The 16762-nt window shown below is 34.9% G+C and carries 18 protein-coding genes; 8 read left to right on the top strand and 10 right to left on the bottom strand.

Features of this window, described 5'->3' with window-relative positions; genetic code table 11:
* The first annotated feature begins 14 nt into the window (after positions 1-14).
* Positions 15-647 carry a murein L,D-transpeptidase catalytic domain-containing protein gene (locus AYC65_RS07425; protein WP_234300258.1) on the top strand — a complete coding sequence of 211 codons (633 nt, stop codon included), beginning with the start codon at positions 15-17 and terminating at the stop codon, positions 645-647.
* 38 nt (positions 648-685) lie between these two features.
* On the opposite strand, the gene AYC65_RS07430 is transcribed toward AYC65_RS07425, so the two are convergent.
* The 8 genes from AYC65_RS07430 to AYC65_RS07465 form a co-directional block, all read right to left on the bottom strand.
* Complete coding sequence (locus tag AYC65_RS07430) at positions 686-1420, bottom strand: DUF3667 domain-containing protein (protein WP_034868422.1); 735 nt, start codon at positions 1418-1420, stop codon at positions 686-688.
* A gap of 75 nt (positions 1421-1495) precedes the next feature.
* Positions 1496-2854 carry an oxygen-independent coproporphyrinogen III oxidase gene (hemN, locus tag AYC65_RS07435; protein ID WP_034868419.1) on the bottom strand — a complete coding sequence of 453 codons (1359 nt, stop codon included), beginning with the start codon at positions 2852-2854 and terminating at the stop codon, positions 1496-1498.
* Positions 2855-2910: 56 nt separating this feature from the next.
* Positions 2911-3132, bottom strand: coding sequence for a putative signal transducing protein (locus tag AYC65_RS07440; protein ID WP_034868416.1), 222 nt, complete (start codon positions 3130-3132; stop codon positions 2911-2913).
* 147 nt (positions 3133-3279) lie between these two features.
* A complete protein-coding gene (locus AYC65_RS07445) occupies positions 3280-4656 on the bottom strand; it encodes an APC family permease (protein WP_034868413.1) in 1377 nt (458 codons plus the stop codon).
* Positions 4657-4772: 116 nt separating this feature from the next.
* A complete protein-coding gene (locus AYC65_RS07450) occupies positions 4773-5213 on the bottom strand; it encodes a PepSY-like domain-containing protein (protein WP_034868410.1) in 441 nt (146 codons plus the stop codon).
* A gap of 227 nt (positions 5214-5440) precedes the next feature.
* Positions 5441-7246, bottom strand: coding sequence for a translational GTPase TypA (gene typA / locus AYC65_RS07455; RefSeq protein ID WP_034868407.1), 1806 nt, complete (start codon positions 7244-7246; stop codon positions 5441-5443).
* Between the two features lie 258 nt (positions 7247-7504).
* Positions 7505-7756: a hypothetical protein gene (locus AYC65_RS07460; protein WP_034868405.1), complete on the bottom strand. Its 252-nt coding sequence runs from the start codon at positions 7754-7756 to the stop codon at positions 7505-7507.
* Between the two features lie 127 nt (positions 7757-7883).
* Positions 7884-9725 carry an alpha-L-fucosidase gene (locus AYC65_RS07465; RefSeq protein ID WP_034868401.1) on the bottom strand — a complete coding sequence of 614 codons (1842 nt, stop codon included), beginning with the start codon at positions 9723-9725 and terminating at the stop codon, positions 7884-7886.
* Between the two features lie 155 nt (positions 9726-9880).
* On the opposite strand from AYC65_RS07465, the gene AYC65_RS07470 reads away from it, so the two are divergent.
* Positions 9881-10975, top strand: a complete 1095-nt coding sequence (locus AYC65_RS07470; protein ID WP_034868399.1) for a hypothetical protein — start codon at positions 9881-9883, stop codon at positions 10973-10975.
* Positions 10976-11195: 220 nt separating this feature from the next.
* On the opposite strand, the gene AYC65_RS07475 is transcribed toward AYC65_RS07470, so the two are convergent.
* Positions 11196-11666 (bottom strand): GNAT family N-acetyltransferase, encoded by a 471-nt coding sequence (locus AYC65_RS07475; RefSeq protein WP_034868398.1) that lies wholly within the window; start codon positions 11664-11666, stop codon positions 11196-11198.
* 232 nt (positions 11667-11898) lie between these two features.
* On the opposite strand from AYC65_RS07475, the gene AYC65_RS07480 reads away from it, so the two are divergent.
* The 6 genes from AYC65_RS07480 to AYC65_RS07505 all read left to right on the top strand — a co-directional run bounded on the left by AYC65_RS07480 (position 11899) and on the right by AYC65_RS07505 (position 16525).
* Positions 11899-12216: a hypothetical protein gene (locus AYC65_RS07480; protein WP_034868396.1), complete on the top strand. Its 318-nt coding sequence runs from the start codon at positions 11899-11901 to the stop codon at positions 12214-12216.
* A 250-nt stretch (positions 12217-12466) separates the two neighbouring features.
* On the top strand, positions 12467-12826 hold the full coding sequence (locus AYC65_RS07485) for a DUF7716 domain-containing protein (RefSeq protein WP_034868506.1): 360 nt from the start codon (positions 12467-12469) through the stop codon (positions 12824-12826).
* Positions 12827-12999: 173 nt separating this feature from the next.
* On the top strand, positions 13000-13686 hold the full coding sequence (locus AYC65_RS07490; RefSeq protein ID WP_034868392.1) for a type 1 glutamine amidotransferase domain-containing protein: 687 nt from the start codon (positions 13000-13002) through the stop codon (positions 13684-13686).
* A gap of 31 nt (positions 13687-13717) precedes the next feature.
* Complete coding sequence (locus tag AYC65_RS07495; protein ID WP_034868388.1) at positions 13718-14698, top strand: alpha/beta hydrolase; 981 nt, start codon at positions 13718-13720, stop codon at positions 14696-14698.
* A gap of 97 nt (positions 14699-14795) precedes the next feature.
* Positions 14796-15293: a GNAT family N-acetyltransferase gene (locus AYC65_RS07500; RefSeq protein ID WP_034868384.1), complete on the top strand. Its 498-nt coding sequence runs from the start codon at positions 14796-14798 to the stop codon at positions 15291-15293.
* A 362-nt stretch (positions 15294-15655) separates the two neighbouring features.
* Entirely contained in the window at positions 15656-16525 is an 870-nt protein-coding gene (locus tag AYC65_RS07505) for a helix-turn-helix domain-containing protein (protein WP_034868380.1), read from the top strand.
* 41 nt (positions 16526-16566) lie between these two features.
* Here the strand turns inward: AYC65_RS07505 and AYC65_RS07510 are convergent, their stop codons facing one another.
* A complete protein-coding gene (locus AYC65_RS07510; protein WP_034868377.1) occupies positions 16567-16746 on the bottom strand; it encodes a hypothetical protein in 180 nt (59 codons plus the stop codon).
* Positions 16747-16762: the final 16 nt, after the last annotated feature.

Genomic DNA, 16762 nt, shown 5'->3' on the forward strand with positions numbered 1-16762 from the left:
TTTTATTCTTTTTTATGGCTTTTTTAGTCACCAATTGTCAGGAAAAAGAAGAGAAAAAGCCTTCACATACACCAGTTATTATAAAGAATGATGAAAAGCAGATTGTAAAGCAGGAAACAGATATTAAAAAGCTGAAACAAAAAGCGGAAGAAGCATTATTATATAACAAACAAAATAAATTTAATACCGACTTCTGTATCCTGATAGACATGAGTATACATTCTGGTGTTAACCGTTTTTTTATATGGGATTTCAGGGAAAATAAAATTACCGAAGAATATCTTGTAGGACATGGCTGTGGTGCCAATAGCTGGTCTTCTGATGAATCTGCAGGAAAAGCTGAATTCAGTAATGAAGACGGAAGCCACCTATCCTCCCTGGGCAAATATAAAATTGGTGCCCGTGGATATAGCAATTGGGGAATTAATGTAAAATATCTTATGCATGGCCTGGAGGAAACAAACAGCAACGCCTTGAAACGTGTTATTGTATTTCACTCGTGGGATAAAATGAGTGATGAAGAAGTTTTCCCTAAAGGCAGTCCCGAAGGTTGGGGATGCCCTACGGTATCTAATAATGCAATGAAAATTATTGATCTTAAATTAAAAAATTCTGCAAAACCTGTATTAATGTGGATTTATAAATAGTTCTGCAGAATTCCAAATCCATTTTCGGATATATTATATTAATGAAAATATTTTAATCCAACATTATTCAAAATAGTATTTATCAGCTGCTTAATTGCCATATACAGTATTGAAATAAGAATAACCCGAATGATTAAGTCATACTTTTTGTAATTAAAAACCGAAAAAAATTGGTAATAAAAAATTATGATATACAGAAATACCAGTACTGTCACAAAATAATTGACAACAAAGAGAAATTCTTTATTGTCAGTGAAAATCATGCAAATTGGCAGAACCAAACTGATTGCTGTTAATCCACATAACAAGTACATGTTTAGAACCAGATTTTCTGTATAATTTTGTTTACTTCTTTTAAACAACAAAAAGCTAATAAAAGCAATAATTGGAATATTTAAAAAAACTGTGATTTTTGAATAGTCTTTTTGAACCTTTAAAAGCCCTTTTACATTATTATCAAACAGATCAGAAGATTCAATTTTCGTCCATTTTTTAACAAAATATATAATGGCTAACAAAAGAAGTACTGTTGCAAAATAATTAAAATGCTTTACCCTTTTTCCTTGTACATATTCTCGGATACTGTGACCTGGTCTTGTAAATAGTTCTTTTATTGTAAAGAAAAAGCCCTTGTCAAAATGAAATATACCGTGAACAAAATCATGTTTAAATACGTGAGACAAGGAAAATCTATGTGTTGATGTTGGCTGGCTACAATTACTACAAAATTTTCCTGCAATCTCTTCATTACAGTTTAAACAGTTATTTGTCATTAGTTTTTTGGTGTTTGGATCTATGTATGTTGTATTCGCGATATCATTATCGCTAAGAAGCTTTTTTTGAATATTTTATATTGTCATGGAGAATATCCTTGTTCCCGGTTGTTTTCTTAACATTCTCAGATCAAATGTCATGGTAACATTTCGGGTAAAGGCTCTTCCCTCTTCAGTTATTTTTATACCATTTTCAGAGAGTTCAACCAAGCCGTCTTTTTGCATCTCCTGTAATTTGTCCATTGCATTTTCAAACTCAGGGAAAGCAGTTTCTGTATCCCATGATGTTTCCAGTCTGCACATCAGATTCAGAATATGTTTACGGATAATAAGATCTTCTTCATTCAGAATATGCCCTTTTACTACCGGGAATTCACCGTTGTTTACCATTTGCTCATACCCTTCCACTGTTTTTTCATTTTGTGCAAATGCATACCAGCTGTCGGATATTCCGGACATCCCTAAGCCTACCATTAGCTGAGTTTTAGAAGACGTATATCCCATAAAGTTACGGTGAAGTTTACCTTTCTTCATAGACTGATAAAGATCGTCATGCGGTAATGCGAAATGGTCCATACCTATTTCGAAATAACCTAATTCTTCCAGTAAGCTTTTACCATCTTCATATAATCTGCGTTTCTCATCACCGGAAGGCAAATCGTTTTCATCAAAGCCTCTCTGCCCTACACCTTTTATCCACGGAACGTGTGCGTAAGAATAGAATGCTAATCTGTCTGGTTTTAGTTCCAGTGTTTTACGAATGGTATTTTCCATACACTCCCAGTTTTGGAAAGGTAAACCAAATACCAGATCGTGGCTGATTCCCGTATAGCCAATTTCACGAGCCCATTCTGTTACGTTTTTTACATTTTCGAAAGGCTGTATTCTGTTGATGGCTTTCTGCACCTTTTCATTATAATCCTGTACACCAAAGCTTACTCTTCTGAAGCCTAGATCATAAAGTGTTTTAAGGTGGTCATATGTTGTATTATTCGGATGTCCTTCAAAACTAAATTCAGGATGTTCCGCAATTTCTACAGTTTCAAAAATTCCGCTGAGAAGTTTCTTAAGGTTTTCCGGAGAAAAGAATGTAGGAGTTCCTCCTCCTAAATGAAGTTCTTTTAGCTTCGGTTTTTCGTCGAAAAGATTCAGATAAAGCTGCCATTCTTTCAGAACGGTTTCCAAATATGGTTCTTCTACAGAATGTTGTTTTGTAATTCTTTTATGGCATGCACAAAAAGTACACAAAGCTTCACAAAAAGGAAGATGAATATATATACTGATCCCTTCTTCCGCATTAGATTCTTTAAAAGAACGTATCACCGACTCCTTCCAACCCTCTACAGAAAAACTTTCAAGATCCCAGTAAGGAACGGTTGGATAAGATGTATAGCGCGGGCCAGGTATATTGTATTTATCTACTAATGAATTCATACTGCAAAATTACAAAATATAACAGGCTTTTGCACGGAATTTTAACCAAATTAAAATCAGGTTTCTGTATCTCCGGTTTCATTAATAATTCTATCTGCTTCTGCAGCATCCTCTTCTGCAACATAGAGTATATAATCCTGATTAATTGGCATTACAGAAAGGTTGTTTACAAATTCGTTTTTCACGAAGCTTTCAATACCATTAGCAGCAAGTTTACCTTTAACAATCTCGACCTGAAATAATATGTTTGACTGATATATCCTAATAAATTCTCCCATAAATAATTATATAAAGTTATCTAAACTAAATTTAAGAATAAAAACCTTGACTATGGACTGCTTATTTTTGTTAAAACATTCCATAGTCAAGATATAAATTTAATTTAAATATTTTATTTAAAGTTTAGTATACCGGATTGCATAAAACTACACTTTCTTTCTGATTAGGAAGTATACTGGTAATCCTAAAAGAAGCAGAATAAATCCCGGCCATGTATAGTTGGGTTTGTAAATAATAAGCAGAACACAGAACATAATTCCAATAACGAGATAAAGTAAAGGTGTTACAGGATATAAAAAAGTTTTGTAAGATCTAGGAATAAAAGGCTTTTTGAATCTCAGCCAGATTACGGCAAAAACGGTAAGCATATAAAATAATACGATAACAAAGGAAATCATATCCAGGATGTCTCCATATTGCCCGCTAAGGCACAGTAATGAAGCCCATATCCCTTGTAGCCATAAAGATTTCTCCGGAACATTATTTTTGTTGTTTTTAATAGCTGAGCTAAAAAATAATCCGTCTTTAGCCATTGTCTGAAATACTCGGGCTCCTGATAAAACAAGTCCATTGATACATCCAAAAGTAGAAATCATGACAAGAACGGCCATGATAATAGTTCCGGTATTTCCCATAATCTTTTCTGCAGCAGCTACCGCAACACGATCATTGGCTGCAAAAGCGATTTCATCACGGGATAATGCGCTTAGATAAACCACATTACAAAGAAAATAAAGTATAATAACAGATGCTGTACCAATAACCATTGCACGGACTACATTCCTTTTAGGATTTTCGATCTCCCCGGAAACAAAAGTTACACTCTCCCATGCAACGCTACTGAAGACAGAACCTACCATTGCTGCTGCAATTCCGCCCAAAATAGCCTTACCGCTAATAGGCATCCACCCTTCTCCTTTCAGATTTTGAAAAGCTTTAGTACCAATATTTAAATTTTCGCTTAGGTGTGAATCTTTAATAAAAACAAGCCCCAGAACAATAAGTCCTAAAAGTGCTATAATTTTAGAAGCCGTAAAAACAGACTGTATTATTTTCCCGCTTTTGATTCCTCTGGTATTAATATAGGTAAGCAACAGGATAATACCAATACCTAAAATCTGGAGCCAGGTAATTTTAAAACTACCCTGCTGAAATAAGGGCGCGGCATCATTGAGCTGCGGAATAAGATAGGCTGTAAACTTACTGAATGCAACAGCGACTGCAGCAATAGTTCCGGTTTGTATAACCGTAAATAGCCCCCATCCGTATAAAAAGCCTGTAAGTTTACCAAAAACTTCTGTCAGATAAGTGTATTGCCCTCCGGCTTTTGGAAAGATAGCAGATAATTCGCCGTAGCATAATGCTGCCGATACTGTAATAACTCCTGTGATAAGCCAGACAACCAATAGCCACCATCCGGATCCGAGCTGCCTCATAATATCGGATGAAACAATAAAAATTCCGCTACCGATCATAGATCCCATAACGATCATAGTGGCATCCCATAGTTTGAGTTTTTGCATAGTTTATAATTTGATCCCAAATATATAAATAATGTAAATTGAAAAATGAAAAAGCTGCAAAATCTTGCAGCTTTATGTTATAAGTTTAAAAATATCGGTTAATAATTATGGTAACCTTAATTAATTTTAGAAAATGTTCCGTTCAGCTCAAATTCCAATTTAAGGCCACTTTTTAGTTTTACATCATACTTCCCTTTTTCACGGCTTACCCATACAATAGGATCTCCTTTGTAATTAGAGTTTGTGTAATTGGTTAAAGATCCCGGAAGAAAACCTGTGGAAATTGCATTTCCTTTACCATCTACTTCTTCCCATTCACCATCATTGTGAAATTCCACTTCTACTCCGTTACTATATTTTACAGTAAAATCTACATCATTAGGGTTTTCTGCATTTTTAATATAAATAAATGGCTTACCACTGATGTATTTATTCAGGAAATCCTGAGCATTGGACGGAAGTTGCGCTTTGGTAATGGTTTGTTTTTGTGCAGCTACCATACCCACAACAACTATACCTGCTACTACCATTAACCTTTTCAGATAAATCATTTTCATAATACTATTATGTTTTAATCTTAAAAATAAAGATAGCCTTTTTTTTCTAAACACTAAGGCTGTCTAAACTCAAACTGTGTAATAAGTAACAAATTTTAAACCATAACGGATATAATAGAAAAAATGAATGGCTTTTCAGCTATACTAGTCCATACTATTCTTCGATTTGTTGTAAATAAAAAAGCCCCTCGAAAGGAGCTTTATATATGAAGCTTTAAGATTTAAAATTAATCTTTAGCCATTCTTTCTGCACGTTTTCTTTCTTCTTCGCTAAGAATTTTCTTTCTCATACGAATGAAGTTAGGCGTTACCTCGATACACTCATCATGTTGGATATATTCCATACATTCTTCTAGTGAGAACAAGATTTTTGGAGCAATACCACCATCTTTATCTTTTCCGGAAGCACGCATGTTGTTTAGCTGCTTAGCTTCAACAATATTTACAACAAGATCTCCTGGCTTATTTTGTTCTCCTACGATCATACCTGCGTAGATTTCCTCACCCGGATCTACGAAGAACTTACCTCTGTCTTGTAGTTTTTCAATAGAATATGCTGTTGCAGGCCCTTGTGTCTTACTTACTAATACACCGTTGTTTCTTCCCGGAATAGCACCTTTGAAAGGCTTGTACTCAGTGAAACGGTGTGCCATAATAGCTTCACCTGCAGTTGCTGTAAGCATTTGAGAACGTAATCCGATAAGACCTCTTGAAGGAATTTCGAACTCCATATGCTGCATTTCACCTTTAGTTTCCATGATGTGAAGGTCTCCTTTTCTTTGTGTAGCAAGGTCGATAACTCTTGAAGCAAATTCTTCAGGTACATCTACTACTAAAGATTCATAAGGCTCGCATTGTACACCATCAATTTCTCTAAGGATAACCTGAGGCTGACCAATTGTCATTTCATAACCTTCTCTTCTCATCGTTTCAATAAGAACTGATAAGTGAAGAATACCTCTACCAAATACAAGGAATGTATTAGCGTCACCTGTCTGCTGAACTCTTAGTGCTAAGTTTTTCTCTAATTCTTTTTCTAATCTTTCTCTAAGGTGGTTAGAGGTAACATATTTACCATCTTTACCAAAGAAAGGAGAATTGTTAATAGAGAATGTCATGTTTAGTGTAGGCTCATCGATAGATGTTCTTGGTAATGGTTCAGGATTTTCAAGATCTACGAAAGAATCACCAATCTGGAAAGCGTCGAAACCAACTACAGCACAGATATCACCTGCTTGTACTTCGCTTACTTTCTTTTTACCTAATCCTTCGAATACGTATAATTCTTTAACTTTTCCTTTTACAATTTTGTCGCCTTCCTGTGCAAGACCAATCCATTGACCTTCTTTAAGACTTCCTCTTACAACTTTACCAATTGCAATTCTACCTAAGAATGAAGAGTAATCCAAAGATACAATCTGCATTTGCAGGTTACCTTCTTCTACTTTAGGTTCCGGAACATATTCTAGAATACCATCTAATAATGGTAAAATGCTGTCAGTTTGCTCCAAAGAGCTATTGAACCAACCTTGTTTAGATGATCCGTAGAATGTAGGGAAATCTAGTTGCTCTTCAGTAGCATCAAGGTTGAAGAATAAATCGAATACCTGGTCATGAACTTCTTCAGGACGACAGTTTGGTTTGTCTACTTTATTGATAACCACCATTGGCTTCAATCCAAGCTCAAGAGCTTTTTGAAGTACGAAACGTGTTTGTGGCATCGCTCCTTCGAAAGCATCAACCAATAGTACAACACCATCCGCCATTTTCAATACACGCTCTACTTCACCACCAAAATCGGCGTGACCAGGAGTATCGATAACGTTTATCTTTACATCTTTGTAAGTAACAGAGATGTTCTTTGATAAGATGGTAATACCACGTTCTCTTTCCAGGTCATTGTTGTCCATGATAAGCTCTCCGCTTTCCTGGTTTTCTCTGAAAATGTGGGTTGCGTGGATAATTTTATCAACCAGGGTTGTTTTACCGTGGTCAACGTGCGCAATAATTGCAATATTTCTAATTTGCTGCATAAAGGATTTTTACGGTCGCAAAGTTACGATTTTTCTATTTTTTATTTTTAGTATGAATGAAATTTATTTTTCAGAGATGAAATAAAATATTAAATATTTTATTATCAGCCGGTTGAATAGTCATTTACATGCTTTTCGCCTGCATGACATAAACCATTTTAAGAAGAAATCCTCCTCCTGTTTATCAATCATTCTGCGAAATATCCTTTGGTAAAATCTATTAAGTAGTACTAATGAGACCACAATTCCATTTAGTGATTAGTTTTGGTTCTTTCTCGAATTAATTTCTTTCTGGATGCTTTTCAGATTATTCAAATTAAGAATAGCAATAGGTGACAATGCGAAAGGAACAACTAATAAAGCTGTAAATCCTTTTTTAATGGTAATAAATATGGATAACACTAATAAAACTACTAATGTCCCGATAAATAGTATTGTTAAAGGCTTTATTGTTTTTTGTCTTTTTAGTAAGTCTTCCGTACTCAGGTCACTAAAGTTTTCATTTTTCATGGTTCGATTTTTTGATTTCAACTAAATATAAACTTAACTATAATAAATGTAAGTGCTATTAATTTTTTAAATTAAAAAAGCACTCTGTATAATTCAGAGTGCTTAGTAAAACTTTATATAAGTAATATTATAAATTACTTTCCACAGCACCTATCTTTTCACGATACAAGTCAACGGGTTTTTCTAAAAGAACAGCAATTACGGTAAGACTTTTGTCCAGTCTTTCTTTTGGAACATCAATATAAACAATACCTGGAACCGCACTCCAATATAATTTGTTATAAATACGGTGTGGAATGATAGATCCTTCTCCGGCAATTCTTATTCTGGAAATATTATTCTTTAGTCCCTTCAATGCTATCGGTCCAGTTGGTGTTCCTTCCACAAATAAGTAAAGTGTTTGTTTGTCTTTCGACAATGCACTCATCCCGGAATAATGTCCGTCCGGAAGACCTGCTCCTGTTTCATACAAGGCTTCAGCATTTTTACTAATCCAGTTCAATACTTCAGGATTTGTTTTGGATGTTTTCTTTATTTTCATATCCATCCCGTCTTGTGTAACTCCGGCATTGTCGAGGAGATTAGTGCCTTTATGCAATTGATTGGCTATTTCGTAAGCCGATTTCTTTGTGTCTGTATTTTCAAGTAAGCTTTGTAGTGCAGGTACAGGATCTGTTATTTTGTTTGTTACTTTTACGGCTTCGTTAAAGTTAAGCTGTACAACAGTTACATCTTTATCAAACTGTGTATTTGCAAATGAAAGTGTAAGATTTCCGCTCTGATCCTGGTTATAATTTACTTTAGCGTTGCTATCCCCGATGACCTGTGCAGAAACAGGAGTTGAAGTTAGTCCATAAATTTTCGCAAAGTCTTTAGCTTCTTCCAGATACAGGAATAGCTTTTTGCCATCAACAGACAAAGAAGATTTCCCTCTGTAATTAGCAAAAGGTAAACCCTGACGGGTTGTATATATTGCATCTGAATTCTTCTTCGTCCATCTTCCAAGATTTTCAAGGATTTTAACCTGTTCTGCAGGAATACTTCCATCAGCCTTTGGTCCTATATCGATAAGGAGATTTCCACCCATACTGATGACATCAGCAAGCGTTCTTACAATCATGTTTGGTGATTTGTAATTTCTGTCGAAAGGCTGATATCCCCAGGAATCATTCATTGTATAGCACAATTCCCAATATTTACTCTGAGGAGCGACTACAGGTATCCCCTGCTCCGGAGTTTCATAATCGCCATGGTTGTTCAGACGAGAATTAATAATAATATTCGGATTATATTTTCTGAGGTTAGCCAATGTTTGTGGTGCCTGCCATTCTGCTGAAGTATGTTCCCAATCTCCATCAAACCATATTAAATCAGGTTTGAACTGTGTTGACAATTCGTTTAGCTGTCCCTGATAATATTTAATAAAATTCTGCCAGCGTACAGGATCCTTTGCTATATCATAGCGCTTCTTTGTACGTGTATTAACGTCATAATAAGGATGACTCCAATCCGGAAGCGAATAATAAAGTCCGGTTTTCAATCCTGCTTTCTTTAGGTCAGCCACAAAAGGAGCGATCAGATCTTCTTTAGCTGAAGCATCTTTAAAACTGGTAATGGCTTTATCCGATTTCGAATCCCATAGAGAAATTCCGTCATGGTGTCTTGTGGTAATGACTGAATATTTGGCACCGGATTCTTTAATCAGTTTTGTCCATTCATCAGGATTATAACGGGAAGCATTAAATCCTCCCAGCTGCTTCATATAATTGTCATGATTGATGTAATTGTTAAAAAAAGACCAGGATTCTGATATTCCGTTTACAGAATAGATTCCCCAATGGATGAATACCCCTAGTTTGGCATCCCGGAACCATTGCATTTTTGCTTCATCGTTAATCTTCTTTTCCTGTGCTGCTATACTGCCTATACTGAGGCTTAATAGCAGTAAGCTGGTAATTCTGTTCTTCATGGTTTTGCTTTTTTCCGCCTAAAAATACGCAAAATAAAGGGTTTACAAAAAAATTACCTGAAACAAGATCATTAAAAGAACTTTACTAATCTTATTTCCAATTTCACAATAACGTGATATAGAGTATATTTGTAGTAATACAAACGAATAAATAAATGAGATACCGAATCATATTAATACTTTCCTTATTATATGCTCTAAATATTTTTGCCCAGGAGAACAAAAAAGATCCAAGGTATATACAATATGCTGGAGGATATGGCAGTAATGACGGTGTATATCTTTTTGATGATGGCACTTTTATTTTATACGGATATGCCACAGCTGTATTTGGTGAATATAATTTTGACAAAGATGTATTGCTTTTCTTTCCGGAAAAACGAGAATTGTTTGAGGTATATGCTACACAGAATAAATCTTTAGGTTCTGATATCAGGATTAACTATGCCGGATTCGAAAGAGGAAGCAAAACATTAATCCGGTTTAACAATGCTAATACTGTACAAAATATCTTTAATGACAATCCGAATTGCTTCTCCGGACCTTTTGTATCCGAAATGCAGAAAAATGTAAAAGAATTTGCACTTTACAGTCTTGCTGATAAGGAATTTAGCGATATGATAAGACCATATAACGCATGGAAGTATAAGAATGATAAAGGCTATAATGACTTTATTTTTGTCTATAACCAGCCAAGACCCGAGTATGAAAATTTTAGTGGTATAATGGATACTAATGAAAAAGGGACAGCATTAAAGTTATCTAACTTCGGCGGAGAAAATGGCTATCAAAAATATGAGGGAAAACAAAGCCAATGGAAAGAACTTCTGGATATGAAAAACAGCTATTCAAGATACAAAGAGGAAAAAGAAGACTTTATCATTGCCAACAAACATTACAATGTAATCCCAAACCCGGATATGTCAGTTTATAATTATGATTCCGGTTCTAACCAATACATCGGTAAGAATATAGAAGAAAATGCAGAATATTATAATGATAACCCATTTAATGATGCCCGTTATGTCCGAAAGTTCTCGAAAATACAACCTGAATCGAGATCCTATAGCAGAATAGCAGAAAAGGAAATTCTGCCCTCTACAGTATTTTTCAGTAAGTGCAATGATGCTTCCGGTAAAAGCTATCGTTACAAAGGCCTGCCAAAATCAGGATTAGAAGCCCAATACGAAAAAATGCCTCTGACGACTATTCCGTCACCTCCAATGCTGCCTGTACCTGCAAAAAAATGACGGTAATTGTATTTTAGTATACAAAGCTTGTAAACCAAAACTATTTTCTTCGGGTATTGTTCGACTCTTCTTCGAGAGTTGTTCGAGAAAAGTGCCTTTTTTCCGAAGCTTGCCCGAAGGATCCTCGAACAAGCCTCGAATAAAACGCTCTTAAAGCCTTTCAGGCCGATGATTTCGGTGTGTTATAAAAAAGATATAGTATAAATTTTTGAAGAAATCATTAATTCTGAGTATATCTCATTACAATAATATCTGAATCATTAGTTATTTCTTCAAAGCCTGCTTTTTTATACAGATTAAAAGCTTTGATATTGTCAGGTTTTACTTCCAGTTCTATCTCTATATTATGAAATCTGCACCTTGCTTCCTGAATAACCGCTAGTATAAGTCCCATTCCAATATTATTACCCTGAAAACCTTTTCTCACATACATTTGTAAAATATTGCCTGTATTGTTTCCAACATTTACAAAAGCACATATCCCCGATAATTCGTTATCTATGAATACTCCTGTTACAAATCTTTTCGGCATTTGATTTTCAATATCTTCTTCCAGCCAGAGTTTTTCCATTTTTACAGACTCTTCATAACTGGCACTAAATGCCTCCGGAAATTCTTTAAGACTTTCCAAACGGATCATTCTGTATGCCCCACTTTCATTTGGTAAAATATTTCGATATTCAATCCTCATACTCTGTTTCCATATCTTTTTTGCAATGCTAAATATACTGATTCCCCGACCAGAAACCACTCTTTTTGCTGTTTAAAACTAATTGTGCAGATATATTATTCATAAAGGAGAACAAAATCTATAAATTGTTAATAATAGATTTAAATAAAAATATTTAATTTTACACAAGCATTAAATAAATGCATTCTATGAAAAAAAACTATCGCTTCTGTAAACTGTCAAACTTTATAATATGCCGGAATTGAAAATGCAGGATGCCCAATTGCTTTTAAAAAAGATCTATGCTAACCCAAAGAATTATGATCTGAAAAGCATCGATGGTGTGGTTTCTGGCGGAGACGATCAGGTAAGTTTCCGACTTTACAAAACAAAAGAAAAGGTTGTTTTTGAAGTTATTGTAGATGAATTAATTTTTAAAAACAGCACCGGAGACTGGACAAATTCTCTAATCATGCTGGAAAATGCTATCCGAAAAATAGAAGGGGAAGCAGAAAATTCCAAAATAGAACAGGCTATAGATAAACTCAGGAAATACCTGGCCGAAAAATAAATCAACTTTTTAAAGCAGACTTTTTAGTTTGCTTTTTTTATATTAATAATTAAAAAGCAGCATTACAATAAAAAGCACACGAATAATACTTAATATTCCGAACAATAAAAATATATTGCTGTAACTTAACATTTCATTTTATCTAAAATCTTATTGATATTATCTCCTTATCTTTGCAGCATTGAAAGTAGATACAGAGAATATTCTGCAACTTTCCTGTAGCCTAATATTATATAATTTAGAATTAGATATGAACAGTTTTAAAGATCAATATTACAAAATAGAAGATTTTCTCACATTGGTAAGAAATAAACAAGAACGTTCCGAGGACTATGATCCGGATTTTGCTTATGCTGTCTATTCAGAACAGGATATCTTCGAACCAGGAATAACAGTTTATATTGGTGCTCCTGCAGATATAGATGGTGATGATGATGATGATGTATTTCCGGATGTTGTATACGAAAACGGTTTGTTGTACATGTGTTCTGATGAAGATATTCAGGATGTGGTAGATCTTGCTCTACGCCAGCAGCCAGCAGTAACGGATGAACAACTTATAGAAGCACTGAATCATTATCTGGAAAGCGACGATTTTCTGGATTTTTAATCAAAATAAAAGCTCTTTAATAATGAAAGGGCTTTTTTTATGCCCGATTATCTCAATAGAATAATTTGAAAATATTTATACTTTTTTAACAGAGATATCGTTACAACAATCCTTAATTTAGTTACCCCGGACTATATTTCTATACCGAATTTTGTCTCAGAAAACTAAAGGATATGAAAAAGCTTTTATTAGTTGTAACCAATATAGGAATGTACGAAAGCGGCAGGCTAAAGACCGGATTATGGCTGAGCGAGCTTACACATATTTATCATAGTGCAAAAGAGCGAGAATGGGAAATAACCATCGCCAGCCCGCTAGGCGGCCACACTCCTATTGACCCGGAGAGCCTGAAACCTCTAGTACTCGATAAAATATCAAAAGAATATTACGAGAACAAAATATTTATGACAGCATTGGAACATACCAAAAGTCTGTCTGAGGTATCCGAAGAATCTTTTGATTGTATTTATCTGGCTGGCGGCCATGCAACTATGTATGACTTTCCGGATAATGTTACATTGCAGCACCTAATCCGTGATCAGTACGAGCAAAATAAAATAGTTGCCGCTATTTGCCATGGCGTTGGGGGACTATTGAATATAAAACTTTCCAATGGTGAATATCTGATCAAAGGAAAATCTCTTACCGGCTTCGATTGGTTTGAAGAAACTCTTGCCAGAAGAAAGAGAGAAGTTCCGTTTAATTTAGAAGCCGCTCTTAAAGAAAGAGGTGCTGATCTGAAAAAAGCCTGTATCCCGATGACATCAAATGTTGTTGTAACCGGAAACCTGATTACAGGGCAGAATCCATTCAGCTCCAAAGAAATGGCAAGAGTTGTTACAGAGCAATTGAGTAAATAAGAATCTATCATTATCACAAACAATAAAAATTATGAAACACACAATTCCGGGTGAAAAAGACCCACAAGTTCTTTCAGAAATCAGAGAATTCCTGAATGCATTAAATAACAGTGGTGGTAAACCTATGGAGACCATGACCCCACAAGAAGCAAGACAAGTTCTTATAGATGCTCAAAAATCTGTAGAAGTAGACACTTCAGGTATTGCCGAAACAGAAAGAGAAATTACTCAGGATGGTATTGACGTTAATATTCATATCATAAAACCAGAACATTCTAAGGATCAGGTACTCCCTGTCTTTATGTTTATTCATGGCGGCGGCTGGGTATTAGGAGACTATCCTACACACAAAAGGCTGGTAAGAGATCTGGTTGTAAATAGCGGTGCTGCTGCTGTTTTTGTAGATTATACCCCATCACCGGACGCCCACTACCCTGTCGCCATTAATCAGATTTATGCTGCAACAAAATGGGTAGCTGAAAACGGATCCGAAATAGGTGTAGATGGTAAAAATATGGCTATTGCCGGAAACAGTGTTGGTGGAAATATGACTGCTGTAACCTGCCTGATGGCAAAAGACAAGGGCGGACCTGAAATAAAATTCCAGTTGTTGTTATGGCCTGTAGCTGATTCTGATTTTAGCCGTGAATCTTATGAAAAATATGCAGAAGGAAGATTTCTTACTACAAATATGATGAAATGGATGTGGGATAATTATGCACCTGATACAGAAAAGCGAAACGAATATTATGCTTCACCGTTAAAAGCTTCTCTGGAAAAATTAAAAGGCTTACCTCCGGCATTAGTACAACTGGCAGAAAATGATATTTTGCACGATGAGGGACTGGCCTACGCTCGTAAATTGGATGAGGCTGGTGTTCCTGTAACAATTCAGACCTATAATGGATTTATCCACGATTATGGTTTACTCAATCCTTTGGATCACATTGAAGCCGTAAAATTTTCTTCGGAGCAGGCAGCTCTTGGACTGCGGAAAGCGCTGTTTTCTTGATAAAATTAAAACACCTGCATTTTGCAGGTGTTTTTTGTTCATATAATCCTAAAGCAAAATATTAAAATAATAACTTTGTTATAGACAATAAAAGATAATGACTTTAATTACGATGCACAAGTATAATCAGGATGATTTTAATGTATTCCGGTCTTTAACAGATGATGATGAGGTGATGAAATATGTTTCCGGTATGGGGCTCTCTGAAGAAAAGGCAAAAGCTAAATTTGCCTCAATTCTCCTTGTGAATAGTACACAGGATTCTCTGGGCTATTTTAAAATTTACAATAACGAGAATATATTTATAGGTGATTGTAAGCTTGAAAAATACAGACACGATAACTCTCTTCTGGAAATAGGCTACATCCTGAAGAAAGAATTCTGGGGTAAAGGCTACGGCTCTTTAATATGTAAGGAGTTACTTGCACTGGCAGAAAAAAACGAACCTGATATGAATATAATCGGAAATATTGATCCGGAGAATATAGCCTCAAAAAGACTATTGGAAAAATCCGGTTTCAGAAGCTATAAGACCGAAACCATAGATGGTATGCTTACGGAAAGCCTGATTCTAATAAAGAAATCTAAAGCCTAATATGCTAAGGGAGGTATATAAAAATAATGCTTTCGCATTTTTACCATTATTTTACGCATTTTTATCAAAACGAATGCTAAACAGGATCGTACCTTTGCATTGATCAATTAATTGCAATAGCATATCAGGCTTTTCCAAAAAGCAAATAATGCTATAAAATTTTTTTTCATCATTTGTGTTTTGGGACCGCATCAGAAGACGCGGTTCTTTCTTTTATAGCGCACTCCCTATTCTCTTTTTATTTACTCGTCAAATAATATCTGTACTTGATATAATAAATATTGTAAAAAACTGTTTAGTATATTCAGTATATTTTTATATTTATCCAATTATTGGCTAATATAAATAATCATAAATAGATTATGGAGAATTTTTTGACAGAGTCATTTTTACATGCCGATAACAGCCAACAGTATATCAATACGAAGGACATTGATGAGCTTTTGCAGATCAGGCCTATAGAACTCTTTCAGCCACATAAGACTATGTTTAATATTGTCCACCTTTTCACTGGAGGAAAAGGCAGGCTAACCGTTGATTTTAATACATTCGATATAGAGGAAAAACATATTTTATTTATTACTCAGAATCAGATTAGTCAGCTCCATAATCCCGTTAATTATAAAAGTAAGATTCTGATTTTCACTGAGGCCTTTTTCGGAAAGAATGTATTTCAGACACAATTCTTTGGTCAGACACATTTATTCAATGATCCTCTGCTGCTTCCCTATTTTGATTTAGGAGACAGATACGAAGAAGTAGTTTCTTTATTTAATTTTATAAGTACAGAACTGAGCAGACCCTATAATGAAGTCCAGACAACCATACTCAACAATTACTTATTCAATATACTTCTGATTGTTGAAAGCCTTTGCGAAAGAAAAGATATTAAGCTGGTAGTAAATGATGAAAAGCTTTTGGTATCTAAATTTAAGTCTATTGTCAATGCCAATCTGAACTGGCAATATAATCTGGATTATTATGCTGAGAAATTAAATATTGGTCTCAGAACACTCCAAAATGCATTTCAGCTTACGGAAAAGCAAACACCTAAACAATGGCTTATTGACAGAATGATTCTGGAAATTAAGAGAAATCTGATTTATAAAGAAATCGGAATAAGCTCTATAGCTTATAATTTAGGATTTAATGAAGTGACCAATTTCACTAAGTTTTTTAAGTCCAAAACCGGACTTACCCCTACACAATTCAGAGAGCTATCTTACTGGTAGCAAGGATATAAAAAAGGGATGCTATTGCATCCCAATAGTTTTTAATAATAATAACAAACCATGCAATCTAAATAGGATCTGCATACTCCTCCGCCTGGACAAATTGCACCTTCAATTGATCCATAACAATCATTTTGACATGGATAAATAGAATCATTAGGCTTTTGTGGACCTCCGTTTCCGGTTGTATTCTTCAATTCTTTTCTGGTTAACTTTTTCATAATATAATATTTATTT

It is taken from the genome of Elizabethkingia bruuniana (genome assembly GCF_002024805.1).
GTDB lineage: Bacteria > Bacteroidota > Bacteroidia > Flavobacteriales > Weeksellaceae > Elizabethkingia > Elizabethkingia bruuniana.

Excerpts from the sequence above, each read along its gene's own strand:
- AYC65_RS07490 (WP_034868392.1), top strand. The coding sequence starts at position 13,000 with ATGAAAAAGCTTTTATTAGTTGTAACCAATATAGGAATGTACGAAAGC.
- AYC65_RS07430 (WP_034868422.1), bottom strand. The coding sequence starts at position 1,420 with ATGACAAATAACTGTTTAAACTGTAATGAAGAGATTGCAGGAAAATTT.
- AYC65_RS07425 (WP_234300258.1), top strand. The coding sequence starts at position 15 with ATGGCTTTTTTAGTCACCAATTGTCAGGAAAAAGAAGAGAAAAAGCCT.
- AYC65_RS07505 (WP_034868380.1), top strand. The coding sequence starts at position 15,656 with ATGGAGAATTTTTTGACAGAGTCATTTTTACATGCCGATAACAGCCAA.
- typA (WP_034868407.1), bottom strand. The coding sequence starts at position 7,246 with ATGCAGCAAATTAGAAATATTGCAATTATTGCGCACGTTGACCACGGT.
- AYC65_RS07465 (WP_034868401.1), bottom strand. The coding sequence starts at position 9,725 with ATGAAGAACAGAATTACCAGCTTACTGCTATTAAGCCTCAGTATAGGC.
- AYC65_RS07460 (WP_034868405.1), bottom strand. The coding sequence starts at position 7,756 with ATGAAAAATGAAAACTTTAGTGACCTGAGTACGGAAGACTTACTAAAA.
- AYC65_RS07470 (WP_034868399.1), top strand. The coding sequence starts at position 9,881 with ATGAGATACCGAATCATATTAATACTTTCCTTATTATATGCTCTAAAT.
- AYC65_RS07485 (WP_034868506.1), top strand. The coding sequence starts at position 12,467 with ATGAACAGTTTTAAAGATCAATATTACAAAATAGAAGATTTTCTCACA.
- hemN (WP_034868419.1), bottom strand. The coding sequence starts at position 2,854 with ATGAATTCATTAGTAGATAAATACAATATACCTGGCCCGCGCTATACA.
- AYC65_RS07500 (WP_034868384.1), top strand. The coding sequence starts at position 14,796 with ATGACTTTAATTACGATGCACAAGTATAATCAGGATGATTTTAATGTA.
- AYC65_RS07480 (WP_034868396.1), top strand. The coding sequence starts at position 11,899 with ATGCCGGAATTGAAAATGCAGGATGCCCAATTGCTTTTAAAAAAGATC.
- AYC65_RS07450 (WP_034868410.1), bottom strand. The coding sequence starts at position 5,213 with ATGAAAATGATTTATCTGAAAAGGTTAATGGTAGTAGCAGGTATAGTT.
- AYC65_RS07440 (WP_034868416.1), bottom strand. The coding sequence starts at position 3,132 with ATGGGAGAATTTATTAGGATATATCAGTCAAACATATTATTTCAGGTC.
- AYC65_RS07445 (WP_034868413.1), bottom strand. The coding sequence starts at position 4,656 with ATGCAAAAACTCAAACTATGGGATGCCACTATGATCGTTATGGGATCT.
- AYC65_RS07510 (WP_034868377.1), bottom strand. The coding sequence starts at position 16,746 with ATGAAAAAGTTAACCAGAAAAGAATTGAAGAATACAACCGGAAACGGA.
- AYC65_RS07495 (WP_034868388.1), top strand. The coding sequence starts at position 13,718 with ATGAAACACACAATTCCGGGTGAAAAAGACCCACAAGTTCTTTCAGAA.
- AYC65_RS07475 (WP_034868398.1), bottom strand. The coding sequence starts at position 11,666 with ATGAGGATTGAATATCGAAATATTTTACCAAATGAAAGTGGGGCATAC.